17 protein-coding genes are annotated in these 19,270 nt (G+C 52.6%); 15 read left to right on the plus strand and 2 right to left on the minus strand.

Going from position 1 to position 19,270, the window contains the following annotated elements:
* The first annotated feature begins 257 nt into the window (after positions 1-257).
* The 7 genes from P6M73_RS02615 (at position 258) to glmM (ending at position 8,487) form a co-directional block, all read left to right on the plus strand.
* On the plus strand, positions 258-1,187 hold the full coding sequence (locus P6M73_RS02615; RefSeq protein WP_277854598.1) for an ABC transporter permease: 930 nt from the start codon (positions 258-260) through the stop codon (positions 1,185-1,187).
* Positions 1,188-1,189: 2 nt separating this feature from the next.
* Positions 1,190-2,143 (plus strand): ABC transporter permease, encoded by a 954-nt coding sequence (locus P6M73_RS02620; RefSeq protein ID WP_277854599.1) that lies wholly within the window; start codon positions 1,190-1,192, stop codon positions 2,141-2,143.
* A 12-nt stretch (positions 2,144-2,155) separates the two neighbouring features.
* The gene (locus P6M73_RS02625; RefSeq protein WP_277855722.1) at positions 2,156-3,169 is read left to right on the plus strand and encodes an ABC transporter ATP-binding protein; all 1,014 of its coding nucleotides are present in this window, start codon (positions 2,156-2,158) and stop codon (positions 3,167-3,169) included.
* Complete coding sequence (locus P6M73_RS02630; protein WP_277854600.1) at positions 3,159-4,211, plus strand: ABC transporter ATP-binding protein; 1,053 nt, start codon at positions 3,159-3,161, stop codon at positions 4,209-4,211. The genes P6M73_RS02625 and P6M73_RS02630 overlap by 11 nt, the downstream gene beginning before the upstream one ends.
* Complete coding sequence (locus P6M73_RS02635) at positions 4,211-5,920, plus strand: peptide ABC transporter substrate-binding protein (RefSeq protein ID WP_277854601.1); 1,710 nt, start codon at positions 4,211-4,213, stop codon at positions 5,918-5,920. Before P6M73_RS02630 ends, P6M73_RS02635 begins: the two co-directional genes overlap by 1 nt.
* 166 nt (positions 5,921-6,086) lie before the next feature.
* Complete coding sequence (locus P6M73_RS02640) at positions 6,087-6,938, plus strand: AIM24 family protein (RefSeq protein ID WP_277854602.1); 852 nt, start codon at positions 6,087-6,089, stop codon at positions 6,936-6,938.
* A 202-nt stretch (positions 6,939-7,140) separates the two neighbouring features.
* Positions 7,141-8,487 carry a phosphoglucosamine mutase gene (gene glmM, locus P6M73_RS02645; protein ID WP_277854603.1) on the plus strand — a complete coding sequence of 449 codons (1,347 nt, stop codon included), beginning with the start codon at positions 7,141-7,143 and terminating at the stop codon, positions 8,485-8,487.
* Between the two features lie 183 nt (positions 8,488-8,670).
* Here the strand turns inward: glmM and P6M73_RS02650 are convergent, their stop codons facing one another.
* Positions 8,671-9,618 (minus strand): DUF7916 family protein, encoded by a 948-nt coding sequence (locus P6M73_RS02650; RefSeq protein ID WP_277854604.1) that lies wholly within the window; start codon positions 9,616-9,618, stop codon positions 8,671-8,673.
* 532 nt (positions 9,619-10,150) lie between these two features.
* Between P6M73_RS02650 and P6M73_RS02655 the strand changes: the two genes are divergently transcribed.
* Positions 10,151-10,627 (plus strand): GNAT family N-acetyltransferase, encoded by a 477-nt coding sequence (locus tag P6M73_RS02655; RefSeq protein ID WP_277854605.1) that lies wholly within the window; start codon positions 10,151-10,153, stop codon positions 10,625-10,627.
* A gap of 169 nt (positions 10,628-10,796) precedes the next feature.
* Here P6M73_RS02655 and P6M73_RS02660 read toward each other — a convergent pair whose 3' ends face one another.
* The gene (locus tag P6M73_RS02660) at positions 10,797-11,687 is read right to left on the minus strand and encodes a DMT family transporter (protein ID WP_277854606.1); all 891 of its coding nucleotides are present in this window, start codon (positions 11,685-11,687) and stop codon (positions 10,797-10,799) included.
* Positions 11,688-11,887: 200 nt separating this feature from the next.
* Between P6M73_RS02660 and P6M73_RS02665 the strand changes: the two genes are divergently transcribed.
* From P6M73_RS02665 to P6M73_RS02695, 7 genes are all read left to right on the plus strand, one after another.
* Positions 11,888-12,481: an RNA polymerase sigma factor gene (locus tag P6M73_RS02665; protein ID WP_277854607.1), complete on the plus strand. Its 594-nt coding sequence runs from the start codon at positions 11,888-11,890 to the stop codon at positions 12,479-12,481.
* Positions 12,478-13,392: an anti-sigma-I factor RsgI family protein gene (locus P6M73_RS02670; protein ID WP_277854608.1), complete on the plus strand. Its 915-nt coding sequence runs from the start codon at positions 12,478-12,480 to the stop codon at positions 13,390-13,392. The genes P6M73_RS02665 and P6M73_RS02670 overlap by 4 nt, the downstream gene beginning before the upstream one ends.
* Positions 13,393-13,503: 111 nt before the next feature.
* Positions 13,504-14,487, plus strand: coding sequence for a PepSY domain-containing protein (locus P6M73_RS02675; RefSeq protein WP_277854609.1), 984 nt, complete (start codon positions 13,504-13,506; stop codon positions 14,485-14,487).
* 480 nt (positions 14,488-14,967) lie between these two features.
* Positions 14,968-16,104: an ABC transporter substrate-binding protein gene (locus tag P6M73_RS02680; protein ID WP_277854610.1), complete on the plus strand. Its 1,137-nt coding sequence runs from the start codon at positions 14,968-14,970 to the stop codon at positions 16,102-16,104.
* A gap of 76 nt (positions 16,105-16,180) precedes the next feature.
* Positions 16,181-17,014, plus strand: coding sequence for an ABC transporter permease (locus P6M73_RS02685; RefSeq protein WP_277854611.1), 834 nt, complete (start codon positions 16,181-16,183; stop codon positions 17,012-17,014).
* Positions 17,015-17,156: 142 nt separating this feature from the next.
* A complete protein-coding gene (locus P6M73_RS02690) occupies positions 17,157-17,978 on the plus strand; it encodes an ABC transporter ATP-binding protein (protein WP_277854612.1) in 822 nt (273 codons plus the stop codon).
* Complete coding sequence (locus tag P6M73_RS02695) at positions 17,975-19,126, plus strand: double-cubane-cluster-containing anaerobic reductase (protein ID WP_277854613.1); 1,152 nt, start codon at positions 17,975-17,977, stop codon at positions 19,124-19,126. The genes P6M73_RS02690 and P6M73_RS02695 overlap by 4 nt, the downstream gene beginning before the upstream one ends.
* Positions 19,127-19,270 lie beyond the last annotated feature (144 nt).

Raw genomic sequence — 19,270 nt, forward strand, 5'->3', positions numbered from 1 at the left:
GCGTTCATAAAATTAACTTGACCATTAACAGTTTGTACAAAATTAAACCGATTGAACCACCTAATTTTATAGTTTTTCATTATAGGGCTCATTATTTAACGAATTGCCGTTAATTGATTATAGAATTAGAAACATGATTTGAGTAAACGATACGATATTGTGAATACCGCAATGTCATTTTGACTTTTAAGGGCGCTAATGCAATAATAAGCCTATCGATTCGACAACTCACTGTACTGGCTAAGGGGGAAGATTTAATGTCCAAGTACATCATCAAACGACTGATCATGAGTCTGATCACGATCTGGCTCATCATTACCCTGGTATTTTTCCTGATGCGACTGATGCCGGGCAGTCCGTTCACCAGTGAACGGAATGTACCGCCACAGGTTCTGGAAAATATGAAAGCGCAGTTCGGCATGGACAAGCCATTGCTCGAACAATACTTCATGTACATGAAAGGCCTGTTGCAGGGCAACCTGGGTCCCATGCTCAAGAAACCGGGCCGCATGGTCTCCGACTACATCGCCTATCTGTTCCCGGCTTCCGCCAAACTCGGTGCGGTGGCAGTCATTCTGGCCATGGTCATGGGCATGCTGCTGGGCATCCTGGCTGCCTTTAATCAGGGCAAGATCATTGACCGTATCGTCATGATCATCGCCACGGTGGGAATCTCGGTTCCGGGATTTGTACTGGCCTCTCTGCTGCTCCTGTTTATCGGCCTGAAACTGGATCTGCTGCCCGTCACGGGGCTCAGTTCCTGGAAGCATTACATCCTGCCTTCCATTGCTCTGGCGGGCTATCCCATCGCCTTTATCGCCCGGCTGACGCGATCCCGACTCTTGGACGTCATTAAGGCGGACTACATCCGGACGGCCCGGGCCAAGGGAATTCAGGACAGCAAGGTCATCTGGAAACACGCCTTGCGCAATACCCTGATCCCAGTAGTAACCTATGTCGGACCCCTGGTGGCCGGCGTTCTGACCGGATCCTTCGCGATTGAGGGAATCTTCTCGATCCCGGGTCTGGGCCGTGAATTCGTTTCGGCGATTCAGCAGCGTGACTACACCATGCTGCAGGGCGTCATCATCTTCTACGCGACCTTCCTGATCCTCCTGAATTTCTTCACGGATATTCTGTACGTCGTCATTGATCCGCGGATCAAGCTTGACGGATCGGAGGCCTGATCGTGAGTAACTTACATGCAGATTATGTGATTGACAATCTCAACGCGGACGCTTTTGACCGCATCCAGGGCAAAAGCCTGGATGCCGAAGAAATCCTTCGTCCGGCGACGACCTACTGGCAGGATTCCTGGCGGCGGTTCAAGGGCAACAAACTGGCTCTGCTCAGTCTCCTGTTTATCATTATTGCCAGCATCTCGGCGTTTCTCGTACCGATCCTGTCAAAGTATGACATCGCTACGGTGGATTTCTCCATCATGAACCTGTCGCCCAATGCGGAGCACTGGTTCGGAACGGACTTCTACGGCCGCGATATCTTCGTCCGGGTTCTCTATGGCATGCGGATCTCTCTGGTCATTGCCTTCGCGGCTACGATCCTGAACCTGGTCATCGGTGTCCTCTACGGCGCCATCGCCGGTTTTGCCGGTGGTCGAATCGATGCTCTGATGATGCGGTTTGTCGATATCCTGTACTCCGTGCCCATGCAGATCTATGTCATTCTGATCATGGTGGCCATGGGGGACAACAAGGCAGGCATCCTGCCCATCGTCATCGCGCTGGGCGTTGCGTCCTGGCTGTCCATGGCGCGGATTGTCCGCGGTGAAACCATGCAGCTGAAGGAATCGGAATTTGTTCTGGCGGCCAAGACGCTTGGCGCCACCAACCAGCGAATTCTGTTCAAGCACCTGCTGCCCAACGCCATGTCATCCATTATCGTAACGGCGACACTGCTGATCCCGTCCGCCATCTTTACGGAGTCCTTCCTGTCCTACATCGGAATCGGAATTTCTCCCCCAGAGGCCTCCCTGGGTACCCTGGTATCCGAAGCGATGCAGATCTACCAGCAGCAGCCCTATCAGCTGATTATTCCGGCTCTGGCCATTTCATTGATTATCTTTGCTTTCAACTTACTGGGTGACGGATTGCGCGACGCCCTGGATCCGAAAATGTCACGTTAGGAGGGACAGATGATGGGAAATTTACTTGAAATCAGAAACCTCCATACGAACTTCTATATCCATGCCGGCACCGTCCAGGCGATCCGCGGAGTGGATATCGACCTGAACCGCGGCGAGGCCATTGGCATCGTTGGCGAGTCGGGTTCCGGAAAATCGGTGACCATGATGAGCGTCATGCGTCTTCTGGACGCCAACGGCAAAGTGACCGAAGGCAGCATCAAGTTTGACGGCAAGGAGCTGACCAAGCTCAGCAATGAGGAAATCCGCAAAATCCGGGGGAATGAGATCGGAATGATCTTCCAGGACCCCATGACCAGCCTGAATCCGGTGTACTCCATCGGCTATCAGCTGACGGAACCGCTCATGGAGCATCGCGGCATGAGCAAAGCCGAGGCCCGCAAAGTGGCCATTGAAATGATGAAGAAAGTCGGGATCCCCAGCCCTGAAAAGCGGCTGAAGCAGTATCCCCATGAATTTTCCGGCGGAATGCGCCAGCGCGTCATGATCGCCATGGCCCTGATCTGCGAACCGAAGCTGATCATCGCCGACGAACCGACGACGGCACTGGATGTAACCATCCAGGCGCAGATCCTGGAGCTGATGAAAAAGCTCAAGGAAGAAACCGGCACCTCAATCATTCTGATTACCCATGACCTGGGCGTCGTAGCCGACGTGTGCAGCCGCATCAATGTCATGTACGGCGGCACCCTGGTGGAAAAAGGCTCAGTCGATGATATCTTCTACCGGCCTCATCACCCCTATACGGTGGGCCTGCTCAATTCAGTACCCAATCCCAAGGCCGGCTCCAAGGAAAAGCTGATTCCCATCGAGGGAACCCCGCCGGACCTGATCAAGCCCCCCGCGGGCTGCCCCTTTGCTGCCCGCTGCTCTCACACCATGAACATCTGCCTGACCAAGCGGCCTCCGCTGTTCCCGGTGGGGGATGCCCATGAAGCAGCCTGCTGGCTCAACCATGCCAATGCACCCAAAGTCGAGCTCAGAGGAGGTGAGGACAATGGAAAATAAACCGAACGTCCCGACCGCCGCAGCGACGGATGATGTCATGCTGGAAGTCCAGGAGCTGTGCAAGTACTTCCCTGTGAAAACCGGAATCTTCAATGCCAAGGACACCTTCGTCAAAGCCGTGGATAAAGTTTCCTTCAAGATCCGCCGCGGCAAGACCCTGGGTCTGGTCGGCGAATCCGGCTGCGGAAAAACCACCGCTGGTCGGACCATCATCAAGCTGTACAAGCCGACTTCCGGCCGAATCATCTTCGACGGCAAGGATATCACCGACTACAGCCAGAAGCAGATGGAACCGATCCGCCGGGAAATGCAGATGATCTTCCAGGATCCCTACGCATCCCTCAACCCCCGGATGACCGTCGGTGACATCATCGGCGAATCCATCGACATCCATAAGATCATGAAGGGCCCTCAGCGCAAGGAGCGCATTGAGTATCTCCTGCGCAAAGTCGGCCTAAACAAGGAACATATCAACCGCTATCCTCATGAATTCTCCGGCGGTCAGCGCCAGCGCATCGGAATTGCCCGGGCTCTGGCAGTGGAACCCAAGCTCATCGTCTGCGACGAGCCCATCTCCGCTCTGGATGTATCCATCCAGGCCCAGATCATCAACATGCTGGAAGAGCTGCAGGAAGAACTAGGTCTGACCTACTTGTTCATCGCCCACGATCTGTCCATGGTCAAGCATATCTCCGATGACATCGGAGTCATGTATCTTGGTCAGCTGGTGGAAGTAGGTGAAGCAACCAATGTATATGACACCCCAATGCACCCCTACACCAAAGCACTGCTGTCCGCCGTTCCGATTCCGGATCCCGAAACGACCCGGAAACACCAGCGGATCGTGCTGCAGGGCGAACTGCCGTCACCCATCAACCCTCCTTCCGGATGTCATTTCCGGACCAGATGCCCCCATGCCATGGAGATCTGCGCCAAGGAACAGCCGCTGCTTCTGGAAGTGAAAGGCACGGGCCGCGATGTGGCCTGCCACCTTTTCCGTGACCAACAAGACTACGCAAAGAACAACAAGGAGGAAGTTTAATGAACAGACAGTTACTCAAGGTAGCTTCTATCGTCTCCACCCTGACCATCACCGCATCCCTTCTGGCAGCCTGTACGCCGGCGGGCAACAACACCACCGCAGCAGGCACCGGAACCACGACTCCGGGAACCACCACAGGTTCCATCGTCAAGTACAACCTCGGGGCTGACCCAAAGACTCTGGATCCCGCGCTCAATACCGCGGTGGATGGCGGAACCGTCCTGCAGAACCTCTACGAGGGTCTCATGAAGACGGACGAAAACGACCAGCCGATCGCCGGTATGGCAGCATCCCATGAAGTCTCGGCAGACAAACTTGTTTATACCTTTAAACTCAGAGACGCCAAGTGGTCGGATGGACAGCCGGTCAAAGCCGGAGACTTTGCTTACGCATGGTTCCGTGCTCTGGATCCGAATACCAAGCCCGCCGCTTCTGAATATTCCTACCAGCTGTTCTACATTAAGAACGCTGAGAAATTCAACAAGGGAGAAGCTAAGAAAGAAGATGTCGGCATCGAAGTCGTTGACGACAAGACTCTGAAAGTAACCCTGGAAGCTCCCTGTGCCTATTTCCTGGCGCTGATGGCATTCCCGACCTACTTCCCGGTACGCCAGGACATGGTCGAAAAGGATGTCAACCTCTGGTGGGACAAGAAGGAAACCCATGTTTCCAACGGACCATTCAAGTTTGAATCCCACGCTCAGAAAGCAACCCTCGTGCTGAAGAAGAACGAGAACTACTACAACGCAGCCAATGTAAAGCTTGATACCATTGAAATGCACCTGACCGATGACGCCCAGACGTATCTGGCTGCCTTCAAGAAGGGTGAAGTTGACATGATCGAGTCCCCCCCACCACAGGACATCCCGGCCATGATCAAGGATGGCACCGCGAAAGTTCTGCCTTACCTGGGAACTTACTTCTATGTCATCAACATGAGACCGGAACTGAAAGAAAAGAACGCCGCTGTCTATGAAGCGCTGAACAAGCCGCAGGTTCGCCGGGCTCTGGCACTGGCCATCAACAAACAGCAGATCGTAGACAACGTCTCCATGGGACAGCAGATCCCGGCCTGGGGCTATGTGCCAATGGGCATCAAGGATGACAAGGGAAATAACTTTGCCGAAGCCAAGAAATACCTCGACAAGGCAGAAGGCGACATCGCCGAAGCCAAGAAACTGCTTGGCGAAGCCGGCTATCCGGATGGAAAAGGCTTCCCTACCATCACTCTGAAATACAACAACAACACCGGACATCAGAACATCGCAGTTGCAGTACAGGCTATGTGGAAACAGAACCTGGGCATCGATGTACAGCTGGCCAACGAAGAGTGGGCTGTATTCCAGACTTCCCGTATCAACGGCGACTATGAAATCGCAAGACACGGCTGGATCGCGGACTACAATGACCCCATGACATTCCTTGACATGTGGGTATCCGGACAGGACAACGTTGCCATCTGGGGCAACAACGACGCTCATTACGACAATCCGGAGTATGACAAGCTCATCGCTTCAGCCAAGATTGAACTTGACGCGGCAAAACGGACACAGATGCTGCATGACGCCGAGGCTCTTCTGATGAACGACCTCCCGATCATCCCCATCTACTTCTACACCAACGTCGTAGCCTACAAGGATTACGTCAAGGGTGTCAGAAAGTCCCCGCTGGGCTTCCTGTTCTTTGAGAATGCATCCATCCAGAAATAATCAAACACTCAAAAGGCTCCCGCTTCGGGGGCCTTTTTTCCATGGACTCCACTCCGTGACCCCCTGATTTTTTAAACCGGGGGTCACGGAGCGCCCGGATGGGGATATAATGGAATCAATGGGCTGTCCGATCCGGGCTGCCTGACTAGATCAGAGGAGGAACGGCATGAAAACCAATATCAATATTTCCAACGCCCTGACCCTGTTGTCTGAAATGGAGAGTTCATCCGCTAAATTCCAAATTCTGGAGTATGATGACCTGCAGGGGTCTTCGGATTTGTCCAGCGCGTTTATGCTCAGCTACATGCGCAGTGCCAACATAAAATTGCGGCAGGTGAAAATCTCCCTGCATGATTCGTCGGTGTTTGTGGAGAGCGGCGCGCTGTCCTTTATGCGGGGCAACCTGGATGCCTCCTCCAATGTGGGCGGTCCGGGCGGCCTGGTCAAAAAGTTCATCAGCTCGACGCTGACCGGAGAGCATGTCATCAAGCCGCTCTTTTCAGGCACCGGAGAAGTGCTTCTGGAACCTTCCTTCAACCACTATGTGCTGCTTTCCCTGGAGGAAGGCGAGGAAGTCATTGTAGATGACCGGATGTTCTTCGCGGCGGAGGGAACCGTGACATTGGGTGCCAAAGCCATCCGCAGCATTTCCGGAGCCGTTCTGGGCCGGGAGACTCTCTTCCAGACCAGCCTGAAGGGCCCGGGCATCGCGGTTTTGGAAGTGCCCGTACCGGAACAGGAGATCTTCAAGTACAAGCTCAATAATGATACGCTGAAAGTCGATGGCAATATTGCCTTCCTGCGCAGCGGAACCATTGATTTTACCGTGGAGCGCTCCACCAGCACCCTGGTGGGAACCGCCGTGGCCGGAGAAGGCTTCCTGCACGTGTATCGGGGTACCGGCGAAGTCTGGCTGATGCAGACCAAGCAGGTCTATGATCAGATCCGGGAGCTGGACAATCCCTTCTTCCGCCGCCGCGAAACCGAAGGCATGCTGGAAACCCAGGATAAGAACTGATCCGCTGATCTGAGACTGGATTAGCCGGCATCATTCAGATTCCCTGCCGTCAGGACGCTGGATTAGCCGTGAAACAAGTGGCCGGCCACAAAGCGGATCCTTGGAAGAAGCGGAAAAATGACAGGTCAAACTGAAGTATAGGATTCTCGTTGGCTTTAGGGTAAAATGAGAATATTAGTTTATAAAACACGAGGTAGTGAAAATGACAAGAATATTTGGAACGGACGGTGTCCGCGGCATCGCGAACGAGGAGCTGACCCCGGAGCTGGCGTTTCAGCTGGGTAAGGCCGGCGCCTTTGTCCTGACGGAGGGCGCGCATAAGCCGACCATCCTGGTGGGCAAGGATACCCGGATTTCCGGAGACATGCTGGAAGCTGCCATGATGGCAGGGATCCTGTCGGCGGGTGCCAATGTGATCCCGGTCGGCGTGATTCCGACTCCGGCCATCGCTTATCTGACCAGAAAGTATAAGGCGGATGCCGGGGTAATGATCTCTGCGTCCCATAATCCGGTAGAATTCAACGGCATTAAGTTTTTTGACCAGAACGGACTCAAGCTCAGTGACCGCATTGAGGATCAGATTCAGGCAATCATCGAAAACAAGCTCGAGGGTACGCCTGCCCCGACCGGGGGCGGACTTGGCCGGATCATCCACGAAACCTCAGCCGAGGCTGAATACGTGGAATTCGCCGCCGGCACGCTGGAGAATGATCTGCGCGGCCTGAGAGTTGCAGTGGACTGCGCCAACGGCGCGGCTTCCCGGGTAGCGGTCAGCGCGCTGCGCAAGCTGGGTGCCGAAGTCTATGTAATCAACGACAATCCGGACGGTCTGAATATCAACAAGGACTGCGGCTCGACCCACATGGATGAGCTTAAGCACTACGTCGTGGAGAAAAGCTGCGATCTGGGCCTGGCCTTCGACGGCGATGCCGACCGCTGCCTGGCAGTGGATGAAGCCGGACGCATCGTCAACGGCGATTTCATCATGCTGATCTGCGCGCTGGATCTGAAACGCCGCGGCAAACTCCATGACGATACCCTGGTGGTCACGGTCATGAGCAACCTGGGACTGAAGCTGGCCTGTGAAGCCCACGGCGTAAAAATCGAGCAGACCAAGGTCGGTGACCGTTACGTCCTGGAGAACATGATCCGCAACCAGTATTCCCTGGGCGGCGAGCAATCCGGCCATGTCATTTTCCTGGAACACAACACCACCGGCGACGGTCTTGTCACCGGCCTGGCGCTGGCATCCATCGTCCACGAGACGGGACAGAGGCTGTCCGAACTGGCCGGTGTCATGAAAGAGCTGCCCCAGGTGCTGGTCAATGTCCGGGTCCGGGCGGATAAGAAAACCATTCATGAATCGGACCCCCAGGTCATAGAGAAAATCAGGGAAATGGAAGCGGCCCTCCACGGACAAGGCCGGGTTCTGATTCGTCCTTCCGGAACCGAACCGCTGCTGCGGATTATGCTGGAAGGGGAGGACCAGTCCGAGATCGACCGCATGGCTCACGAGCTGGCGGACCTGATCAAGGCAAAGTGCAAATAAAGCGGTTCCCATCAGCTGGCAGCCGGTTACAAGAACCGGAGAGCAGCTTTCCGTACGGAGCGAATGAACTCAGTCGAACCAAAAAACTGAAGGAAACTTGAAAATGCCCTGGTGCCGACAATCCATCGGCACCAGGGCATTTTTTAGCGGAATGATCCGGAAGTGGTTTGAGGAGCAGCAGGATCAGCGAAGAATCGAAGCCCCCATGCGGCGATAGGTATGGCGGCGGCCCCGGATCGCCAGGGACAGAGCCATGATATTCTCCGGTGGGGCCATGCCGCCCGGTCCGGCGTCTCCGATGTGCTGGAGATCCGCTCCGGCCATTTTGGACATCAGCGCGATCTGTTCGATGACCTGAGGACCGGCTCCCTCCTGGGAGGTTCCGATGCCGGTCATGGCGAGGCCGCCGCGTTGATGAATCAGTCGGATCAGGTCGGTAACCACGCTGAGCGTGAACCCCGGGACCGTTCCCGGCGCCGGCAGGAGCAGAATGTCAGCCCCGGCCTCAAGATAGGATTCGACAAAGGTGTCCGTGAGGACGGAATCGGTTCCGGCGCAGTGCATTTTTCCGGCGACGATTACCATTTGCTCCCCGAGGATCGAGCGGGCCTGACGGATGCCTTCAAGGATCTGTCGTTCAGTCACGCCCGTTCCCGGATTGCCTGTGATCACCAGGCAGTCAAAGCCCTGGTCCCGGATATACTCCAGATTGGACTGGTTCAGGGCATGACCCGAAGGAACGTCGGATCCGGGTGGAACCGGTTCCAGATTCAGTCCCAGCGGACGCCCGATCAGCCGGCGCAGGGAGCGGATATAGTCGGGATTCTGTCGGTTCAACAGCGTCTGGCGGGCAATGTGGCTGGCATAATCTTCCAGACTCGAGAGCCTAGCATTGCCGTCATCCAGCCCAAACACAAAGGGGCGTTCACAATGAAAGCGGTTGAGCAGGATCAAATCGGCTCCGAATGCCCCCGCCAGTTCGGGATTGGAAACTCCGTCCGTCAGCGGCTGAGACATAACCAGCGTTTCTGCCACCACGGTACGGCCTTCCGATGTCCGAATCAGCCCAAGCAGCGCTGCCTTATCCAAACTCTCCAGATCAGACCCATTAAGATCGAAGATTCGTTTCATGATTTCTCCTTTTACCCGGCCCTTCCGGTGAGTCGACGGGTATGGCGTAGGGACTGCCCCCATCACCTGTTACCTCCATTATAGCTGACGATTGGACCCAAAGGTGCGCAGCTGCCGGAGTTTCCTTCGGGATCTTATCGGGTACAAAACAACACCGGAAGCTGATCCTCCGATCTGTCTGGATGAGTCCGGCAGCTTTGATGAGTCCCTCCGCGTGGATGAATCAGTCGATCGTAATTCAGGTCAGGATCGATGAGTTCATTCTTTTTGACTCCTCGAAATCAAAAGATAATCGGGTCTCCCTGCATTCCCCATGCAGCGAGACGGTTTTTCAGCCGAGACTGCAGCTGAATGGGCTGAAAAATCATAATTCAGAGACGGAATCCATTTCCGACTAATTACGCCGGAGCTGCATTTTTCCTTGGAAAATATGCAATTCATAATTAAACGTTAACTATCTGTATCTTTTATGTGAACAAGCTTATAATATAGTCAAAGCAAGCAATATCAAGGGTTGAAAGAAGGTGAGACCATGGCCATTGAATCTGCGATCGGGATACAGCTGGTTCCAGTGGATGAAAAAATGAAAGACAACTTAATCCAGGAACTGTCACTGCGGCAGGGATCCGATCAGATCACCCGGATCGAGCAAACGCTTCAAGAAGCCGATGCCCAGATCTTTCTGGTCTATGATCCGCGTTTCACCACTGTTCTGGGATATGCCGCCGTACGAACCTATGAACGAATCGATCGGGCCAAAGAAATCATTCTCTGGCTGGAGGAAACAGCCTGCGGAGCAGAATATTTTCTGGAAACTTTGCGTGATCTGATCCGGTGGATTGGCCGGGGCGGCAAAACCGAGCAGGTCGTTCTGCGCATTGAAGACAACAAGTCGGTACTGATTCAGTCAGCCAAGTCCATTGGCTTTGTCGTGGAAGGGATCTATATCAGCAATCAGTTTCTCAAAGGGGAGTTCAGTTTTTACTCGGTTTATACCTGTCACCTGTGAATCGCTGCCGGGAATCAACGGCCGACGGATCAAACGCCCATTCAGTACCCGGAATGAACCTATACGAAATACATAGCAAGAAGATACCGTAAACCAGGGGTTTACGGTCTCTTCTTTGACTGCGGCGAACCAGGGGGCTTCCTTCCGCAAATCGGAGGTTCCATGCTCATTACACCAGAAACAGGATGGCGACGCCGAGGACACCGACCAGGGCTCCGATGATTTCGTTAAGTTTGATCTTTTCCTTGAGAATAAAGACCGAGATGGGAATGATCAGAATGGGCGTCAGTCCCATCAGAGTGGAGGCAATGGCAGTCGACGTGTGCTTGACGGCCATGAGGGAGAGGGATACGCCCAGTACCGGACCGAAGATCGAGCCGATGGTGATTCGGCCCATGACATGGCGCAGGCGCAGTGTCTGAAAGAAGGCTTCCCATTTCTTGTAGAGGGTCAGAACGATGATGAACCCGAGGATTCCGGCGAAGATCCGTACCTGGGTGGCAACAAAGGGATTGAGGTCGCGGACACCCATTTTGGAAAAAATCAGGCCCAGCGCCTGACCGACAGCTCCGAGAAACGCGAAGATCAGTCCTTTCCAGGAATGTTTCACCACGAGTTTTTTTCCTTGGTCCCCTCGTCCCAGAATGACGATGGCGATGCCCAGTACCGTGACCAGCATGCCGATGACCTGCATGAGTCCGAGGGTTTCGCCCAGGAACAAGTAGCTCAGGATGGCGGTCAGAGGGGGTGCCAGCGCCATGATCAGCATGGAGATGCGGGCGCCGATTTCGATGAAGGCCTGGAACAGGAACACATCCCCCAGAACAAAGCCGATCAGCCCGGAAATAAACAGAATGCCAAAGCTTTGCGGGGTCATGTTAATGTTTTGGTATCCCCCGGTAATGATCAGGTTGATGACTGAAATGATCACAAAAGACAAAACCAGCCGCATCAGATTCAATACCAGGGATCCCACCCGCTTGCCGGCATATTCAAACGAGAGCGAGGACCCTACCCAACAGGCCGCGGTCAGAAGCGCGGCGATTTCACCGATATACATGTTGTACCATCCTTGAAGAATCAATATGCTTTATCCTATCATATTTCCTGCGGCTGCATTTCACCGGCCATACAGTTTTTTTGTCATATCAGACAGTTTTTGCGCGAAGAACGTCCGGTCAGGTGACACCACAAGGAATTTTTGCTACAGTGCAATAAAATGATGAACTCATGCGTTATCCGTTCAGAAGGAGTTATGCCATGCTTTTGTTTACTTTTGTTCTGGCCCCGGAGCCAGTCCGGATCCAAAGGGATCCTCCCATTGATATCGATGAAGATCTGTTCCGGCGGATCGGACAGAATGACATGGGCGCGCTGGATCAGCTGTATCACCAGACCGAGCGGACCCTGTACGCCTTCAATGTGTCGCTGACCAGAGATCATGATGCTGCGGTGGAACTGCTGCAGGATACCTATCTGAAGGTTATGTCGGCGGCGCATCTCTACCAGCCTATGGGGAAACCCCTGGCCTGGCTGTTTACGATTGCCAAGAACCTGTATTACAGTAAATACCGCAAAGAGAGCCGGGTGATTCAGCTCGAGCCCGAGCTGATTGCCAATGATCAGCGCTTCTCCTATGTCACGGATGCCGAAGACAAGCTTGTCCTGGAAACGGTTCTGAAGCGGCTGACGGAGGAAGAGCGGGAAATCGTGATGCTGCATGCAGTATCCGGCATGAAGCATCAGGAAATTGCCGACAGTCTGGGACTGAAGCTGTCGACAACACTGTCCAAATATCGCCGGGCACTGGAAAAACTGAGAACTTATCTGGAGGAGAAGGGGGTCAGATCATGACGGAAAAAGAAATACTCAAACGACTTAAAGAGACGGTTGATCAAGCTCCGATCAATGTCCTGGATGAGCTCCGGCAGCGTCCGGTAGAAAAAATGACAGCACATGATGACATCACAAGGCAAGTCCGCAAAGGATCCGCTTTGAAGCGGCTGATTCCGTTTACACTGGCTTCCGCCGCGATGATCGGACTGATCTTTCAGTGGCAGAGCCAGTATGTCTGGGCAGACAGTCAGGTATACTATGACATCAATCCCAGCATTGTGGTAACTACTAATAAAATGGAACAGGTTATCCGAATGGAAGGCATCAATCCGGATGCCGCGCAAATTGTCCAAGGCATTGAATATCGGGGGAAATCCCTGGAGGAAGTGACGGGCGAGCTGATGGATCAGCTGCTGGAAAAAAAATATCTGACGCAGACCGAGAAATATATTTTGCTGTCCGTATACAACCGCCGGGAAGGCGTGGCCAGGGAGCAGAAGCAGAAGCTGGATCAGCTCATCCATCAGCATCTGCAGGGTAAGCAGATCAAGCCGGTTGTTCTGGTTCAGGAGATCCAATCACTGGATGAGGAGATCCTGGATGAACTCGATGATTCAGAAGGCAAGGCTACCTTGATCCGCAAGCTGATCGAGCAGGCGCCAAAGCTGCAGCCCGGGGTACTGAAGGACATGTCGGTCCATGATCTGGTCAAGATGGCGAAAGCACTTAATGTGGATCTTCATCAACTGTTTGAAAGTCAGGATTTTGACGAAATCGATGATGATGACCTGTATGACGACGATGATGACGACAACGACGACAACGACGATGACGACAACGACGACAACGACGATGACGTCGACGACGACAACGACGATGACGACAATGACCACAACGACGACGACGACGACGATGACAATGAGGATTAGAAAAAAGATGGGGACTCAGCGGTAAGAAAAAAAGTTTTGGATCTGATGCAATAAAATGAGATGCTCCGGAGTTAACCAGGTAACAAATCAAATACCTGGGAGGGATATCTAATGAATAAGATACTTAAGAAGCTAATGATGATGACGCCGATCCTGCTGCTGGCAGCTCTGGTTGCAGGTTTCCTGCCGGATGTTCTGACACTGGCAAGTTCCAAGGATAAGCTGTCGGTGATTCCGGAGCAGACGATCACTCAGACATCTGATGTTGTACGGAGTGCCGGATCAGAAGCAGCGGTTGCGGCAAAGACCCGTCTGAGCAGAGAGCAGGTCCGCGAAATTGCACTGGCGAGGTATAACGGCACCATCACTGAGCTGGAGCTGGACGATTCTAAATGGTATGAGGTTGAAATTCTTTTTGATGGAAAAGAATTCGAATTAAAGATTGATGCCTATACCGGAGACGTGCTTCGAGTCGAATCCAAAAAAGTGACGGCAACAAAGCCGGCAGTCAGCATTGCTAATGATAAGACTGAAGCGGCAGCAAAGCAGCGGATCACACGGGAGGAAGCCCGCCAGATCGCTTTGGCAAAAGTGAATGGAACCATTGTGGAAATGGAACTGGACGATCACCGCTATGAAGTCGAAATTCGCGCCGATGGCAAGGAATATGATCTTGAAATCAACATCTACACGGGACAAATCGAGAAATTCACCGAATCGAAAATGGTCGTTCAGAAAGCTTCCGCACCAGCAAAGCCTCAGGTGACGGAAACGCGCAGCAGAATAACCAGGGACGAAGCCCGAAAGATTGCTTTGAACCGAATCAGCGGAACAGTAACCGAACTGGAGCTGGATGACAATCACTATGAAGTCGAGATTCAGGCCAATGGGAATGAGTATGACATTTCGATCAATGCCTATACTGGAAAAATCATCGAAGTGGATGTCGATCGGATTACCTATGATGATGACCATGACGGTGATGACCATGACGACGACCATGACGATGATGATGACCATGACGATGACGATGATGACCATGACGATGACGATGATGACCATGACGATGACGATGATGACCGTCAGGATGACTAATCAAAAGAGTTGATAATAACCACAGAGTAAAAACCGCCGGATTCGGCGGTTTTTTATTCTGTCTGGAGTATAGTTCGATTGTGCGAGCTAAGAGCCATGACCTAAGAGCCATAAGCGTCATGAGCCATAAGCGTCATGAGCCATGAGCGTCATGAGCCATGAGAAGGAAGAGGCCTGAGACGAAGAACCCCAATGAATAACAGAAGTCAGAGTTCTGAAGGGAAATAGTATCTTTGGCGTTGTAATTACGCCCGTTTGTGAAATGTTAAAATGGGGAAGTATTAAAAATTAATCAGGATCAGTTATTAAAGAAGAATGGTTAATAATAATTGCGTATATTGAATATATTGTTAAATATTGTATCATGATAAGTCAATTCAGAAAAGATAGAAAATTTTATATAATTGACTTAATTGTGAGGTGCGTGATAATATGTGACCGTACTAAACATATTTTTAACAAAATGAGAGAGGGATAGAGATGAAAAAGAGAAATCTATTACTGACCATTGGACTTGCGTCAACGCTGCTGCTGAGCGCCTGCGGCACCAAAGCTGCACCAGCCGGAAATACCGAAGCGGGGCAGACGACTGCAGCTGTGAAGAAAGAGGTTCCGACTCTGAATGTAGGCTGGAGCAATGAACTGCATACCGGAAACATGCATTTGAATTTTCTGAAGCCTGAGTTGTTTGCGGATCGCGCAATCCACTTAAAGCCATTGAACGACAAGCAGCTTGAATTAATCAAAGACGGTGAAGTGATTGCAAATATTAATTTTATCCACTCCAAAGGCGCTGCCGAAAGTGTCACGATGATGTCACAGGGTCATATGGATCTGGCCTACTGCTCGAGCACAGCCATCATGACCGCCTATGATTCCGGCGTCGATGTCAGTGTTCTGTGTCCCATTCAAAGCGGCGGAGTTGCCATCGTAGCGGCTGCCAATGCACCCTACAATACGTTTGAAGAATTGGTTGAATATGCTAAAACAAGCGAGAAGCCGATTCGCGGCGGATATCACTCGGCCATCAGCAGCCCTCGGATTGTATTGGAATACGCACTTCGGGATGCCGGCTTGAAGGTAACAGAAAATACCGCAGACTATGAAGCAGATGTTGTTCTGACTGACTTGAAGGGCATCAGCAACCTGATTCCGTCCATGAGCTCCGGTCAGGTGGAGATCTGGGCAGGTCCGGTACCCAATCCGCAAAATGCCGAGGCTCAGAACATCGGAAAAATCATCGCCCGTCTAGATCAGCTGCCGGAAGGCAAATGGGTCGATTTCCCATGCTGCACCATGAATGTCATGAATTCGGTCAAGACCAAATATCCTGAGGTCGTAGCCGCTATGGTACAGGTAACCAAGGATGTGAGTGAGTATGCCCAGACGCATCGGGAAGAAACCGCTGACCTGATGACAGAATTCATCGGCCTGGACAAGGCAGTTCTGATGAAGAACGACACGACGTATCAAACCACCATTACGGAGCATTTCACCAATGGCATGCATACCTACTATGAGGCCATGTCGGAGATCGGCAAGTTTACCGGCCGGCTGAAGGATCAGCCCATGGATGTCGTCATGAAGAGCGTGTTCGATTTCTCTTTTGTAAAATAAATGGTCCGTCTGGCAATCCGATGAAAGGAGACGGTGCTTTCCGAGAAATCCGAAAGCACCTTTTATACGCATGAAGATGAAAAAGATCCGCCTGAATGTCCTGTCACTGATTTTTCCGGTGATCTTCCTGGCAGGATGGGAACTGTCTGCCCGAAGCATCGGGAATCAGGCCATCCTGCCGACGGTCGGCACCGTATTTCATAATTTTACCAATGCCTTTGATAATTTCATCGGAATTGGCAGTATCCCCAAAAATATTGCATACAGCATGGTTCGAGTATTCATCGGCTATCTGCTGGGTGCGCTGATCGCGCTGCCCCTGGGGTTGCTCATGGGCTATTTCAAACCAGTGCGGGATCTGTTTGAAAACTTTATTACTCTGTTCAAGCCAATTCCGTCCATTGCCTGGATGCCGCTGGTCCTGGGCTGGTTTGGAATCAGCAGTCTGGCAGGAATTTTCCGGATTCCCTACGGGGCGACCTATGCTTTGCTTGATAACTTTAAGCTCTCCATGATCTTTCTGATCGCCCTGGGGTCTTTCTTCCCGATCTGGGGGAATGCCATGTTTGGCGTCAGCAATGTCCGGACGGTGCTGGTCGAGAGCGCCCGCGTGCTCGGCGCATCACAGAAGGATATTTTCTTTCATGTCCTGATGCCGGCGGCAGGTCCCACCATTTTGAACGGCCTGCGTATGGGGCTGACCTCTGCCTGGGTCTGTCTGGTGGCAGCCGAAATGCTTCCGGGAAGCATGAGCGGGGTAGGCTATCTGATCACGCATGCCTATGAACTGGCACGAATGGACCTGGTAATTACCGGAATCATCTGCATCGGGGCGATTGGGGCTTTTCTGGATCTGGTGTTTCGGGTCATTATGAAACGGTACTTTTCCTGGGAAAACAGAGTTCGCTAAGAGCAACCGGCTGCAACACGGCCAGCCTCAGGGTGAAGAATCCGGATCAGAATATTGATTAATCTTGAAGGGAGACAGGCTGAAGAACGCATGCCGCTCCTGGCAGCGGAATTGATTCCGTCCGGGGGTCAAGGCAGAGCGCTTGAGCCGAACGTATATGAAAACTGTCATTGCTTTGGATCATATTCATAAAACATACCAGTCCCGGGGGGACGTCAAATCCCTTGAGGTTTTGAAGGACATTCAGCTGGACATTCGGGAGAATGAATTTGTCTGCCTGGTAGGTCCTTCGGGGTGCGGAAAATCCACCCTGCTGCGCATTATGGCCGGTCTTGAACCTGCCACCAGAGGAAGTGTTTTCTATCGCGATCAACCCTACCAGAAACCCGGACGGAATATTGGAATGGTATTCCAGAACTACTCGCTCATGCCCTGGCTGAATGTGGAAGACAACATCGGGCTGGGCCTTGCGTTCCAGCGGACCGATAAAGCCCGGAAGAAAGCCATTGTCGAGGAGTACCTGGAAATGGTCGGTTTAAACAAGTTTCGCGCCTCTTATCCCCATGAACTGTCCGGCGGCATGCAGCAGCGGGTAGCCATTGCCCGATCACTGGCCAATGATCCGGATGTTCTGCTGATGGATGAACCCTTCGGCGCGCTGGACGCCTATACCCGGATTCAACTGCAGAAAGAGCTGCTGAACCTTTGGGAAACTCATCGCAAGACCATTGTGTTTGTGACGCACAGTGTGGATGAAGCGATTTATCTGGCCGACCGGATCATCCTGATGAGCCGGCGTCAGGGATTCATCGAACGGGATCTGACGGTTGATATTCCCAGGCCGCGGAATCGGTCACTGTCGGAGTTTGCCCGGTTAAATCAGCAGCTGCTGTCGGATCTGGAACGATTCAACGAACATTTGGAACCTGAGGGAAGCGAGATCGAAAGGGGAGCGCAGCTATGAATGAAAACTTGACCCGCCTGCCGGTCAACTTTGAGGAGTATGACGAGAAAAGAAAACAGGCCTTTTTAACCGCCAAGGAATTTAAGGAGAGGGGAGGAAGAATCGCCGGGTGTCTTTGCACCTATACACCAATGGAGATTCTGGATGCCGCTGGTTTCAGCCCCATCAGCCTGTGCGGAACCAGCAATGAAACCATTCCGGCGGCGGAAACGGTTCTTCCGAAGAATTTGTGCCCCCTGATTAAGTCAACTTATGGGTTTGCGGTTGCCGATAAATGTCCCTTTACCTATTTTTCGGACCTGATCATCGGCGAGACTACCTGTGACGGCAAGAAAAAAATGTATGAACTGCTCAACGCCATCAAACCCACTTATGTTCTGCATCTCCCTCAGGGGCAGGATCGCCCGTACGCCCGCAAGATCTGGCGCGAGGAGATTGACCGACTGGCCGGATACCTCGAACAAACCTTTGGGGTGCAGATCACCGACGAGAAGCTGAGGGAAGCATCTCGCGTCAGAAATGAGCTGCGCCGGACAAAATGTGCCCTGTTTGACCTCCAGCAGTCCCATCCACCCGCTCTGACCGGGGTGGAAATGATGGTCACCCTGCATTCCGGAGGGTTCAGCTTTCACCCGGCAGAATACACCAGCCGGATGAAGGCGCTGATTCAGGAACGGCTCGATCAGACGTCATCGGCGGTGCCAAAGGGATCCCGGCGCATTCTGCTGACCGGCTGTCCCACTGGCGGATTAATCCAAAAGGTTGGGGAACTGGTCGAGAGAAACGGAGGGGTCATCGTGTGTCTGGATGACTGTTCCGGGGAGCGGACGAATCGCCAGCTGATTGATGAATCAGCTCAGGATATTCGCCAGGCCATCGCCGACCATTATCTGGATGTGCACTGCTCCGTCATGACACCCAATACCCAGCGGATGGACAATACCCTGGAAATGGTAAAAAAATACCAGGCTGACGGGGTCATCGATGTCATTCTCCAGGCCTGCCATACCTTTAATATCGAATCCTACTCGATGGAGCAGGCAATGAAGCGGAGCGGAATTCCGTTTATGAAGATCGAGACAGACTACTCCACCCAAGATACCGGGCAGCTCGAGACACGAGTCGCGGCGTTCCTTGAAATGCTCTAACGATCAAACAACGACCAGATGCTGGACTTTCTGAATAGTTTCAAGCGAGTAAATACAGCAAAAAGCCTGCCGACGCGGCAGGCTTTTTGCTTCAGCTGGATGAAATAGAGAACCGGAAGGATCGGACAAGGCTCTTTCTGGGGC

The sequence above is a fragment of the Anaerococcoides asporogena genome (genome assembly GCF_029590275.1).
Lineage (GTDB): Bacteria > Bacillota > Clostridia > Clostridiales > Clostridiaceae > JG1575.

Excerpts from the sequence above, each read along its gene's own strand:
- P6M73_RS02615 (WP_277854598.1), top strand. The coding sequence starts at position 258 with ATGTCCAAGTACATCATCAAACGACTGATCATGAGTCTGATCACGATC.
- P6M73_RS02625 (WP_277855722.1), top strand. The coding sequence starts at position 2,156 with ATGGGAAATTTACTTGAAATCAGAAACCTCCATACGAACTTCTATATC.
- P6M73_RS02630 (WP_277854600.1), top strand. The coding sequence starts at position 3,159 with ATGGAAAATAAACCGAACGTCCCGACCGCCGCAGCGACGGATGATGTC.
- P6M73_RS02635 (WP_277854601.1), top strand. The coding sequence starts at position 4,211 with ATGAACAGACAGTTACTCAAGGTAGCTTCTATCGTCTCCACCCTGACC.
- P6M73_RS02640 (WP_277854602.1), top strand. The coding sequence starts at position 6,087 with ATGAAAACCAATATCAATATTTCCAACGCCCTGACCCTGTTGTCTGAA.
- glmM (WP_277854603.1), top strand. The coding sequence starts at position 7,141 with ATGACAAGAATATTTGGAACGGACGGTGTCCGCGGCATCGCGAACGAG.
- P6M73_RS02650 (WP_277854604.1), bottom strand. The coding sequence starts at position 9,618 with ATGAAACGAATCTTCGATCTTAATGGGTCTGATCTGGAGAGTTTGGAT.
- P6M73_RS02655 (WP_277854605.1), top strand. The coding sequence starts at position 10,151 with ATGGCCATTGAATCTGCGATCGGGATACAGCTGGTTCCAGTGGATGAA.
- P6M73_RS02660 (WP_277854606.1), bottom strand. The coding sequence starts at position 11,687 with ATGTATATCGGTGAAATCGCCGCGCTTCTGACCGCGGCCTGTTGGGTA.
- P6M73_RS02665 (WP_277854607.1), top strand. The coding sequence starts at position 11,888 with ATGCTTTTGTTTACTTTTGTTCTGGCCCCGGAGCCAGTCCGGATCCAA.
- P6M73_RS02670 (WP_277854608.1), top strand. The coding sequence starts at position 12,478 with ATGACGGAAAAAGAAATACTCAAACGACTTAAAGAGACGGTTGATCAA.
- P6M73_RS02675 (WP_277854609.1), top strand. The coding sequence starts at position 13,504 with ATGAATAAGATACTTAAGAAGCTAATGATGATGACGCCGATCCTGCTG.
- P6M73_RS02680 (WP_277854610.1), top strand. The coding sequence starts at position 14,968 with ATGAAAAAGAGAAATCTATTACTGACCATTGGACTTGCGTCAACGCTG.
- P6M73_RS02685 (WP_277854611.1), top strand. The coding sequence starts at position 16,181 with ATGAAAAAGATCCGCCTGAATGTCCTGTCACTGATTTTTCCGGTGATC.
- P6M73_RS02695 (WP_277854613.1), top strand. The coding sequence starts at position 17,975 with ATGAATGAAAACTTGACCCGCCTGCCGGTCAACTTTGAGGAGTATGAC.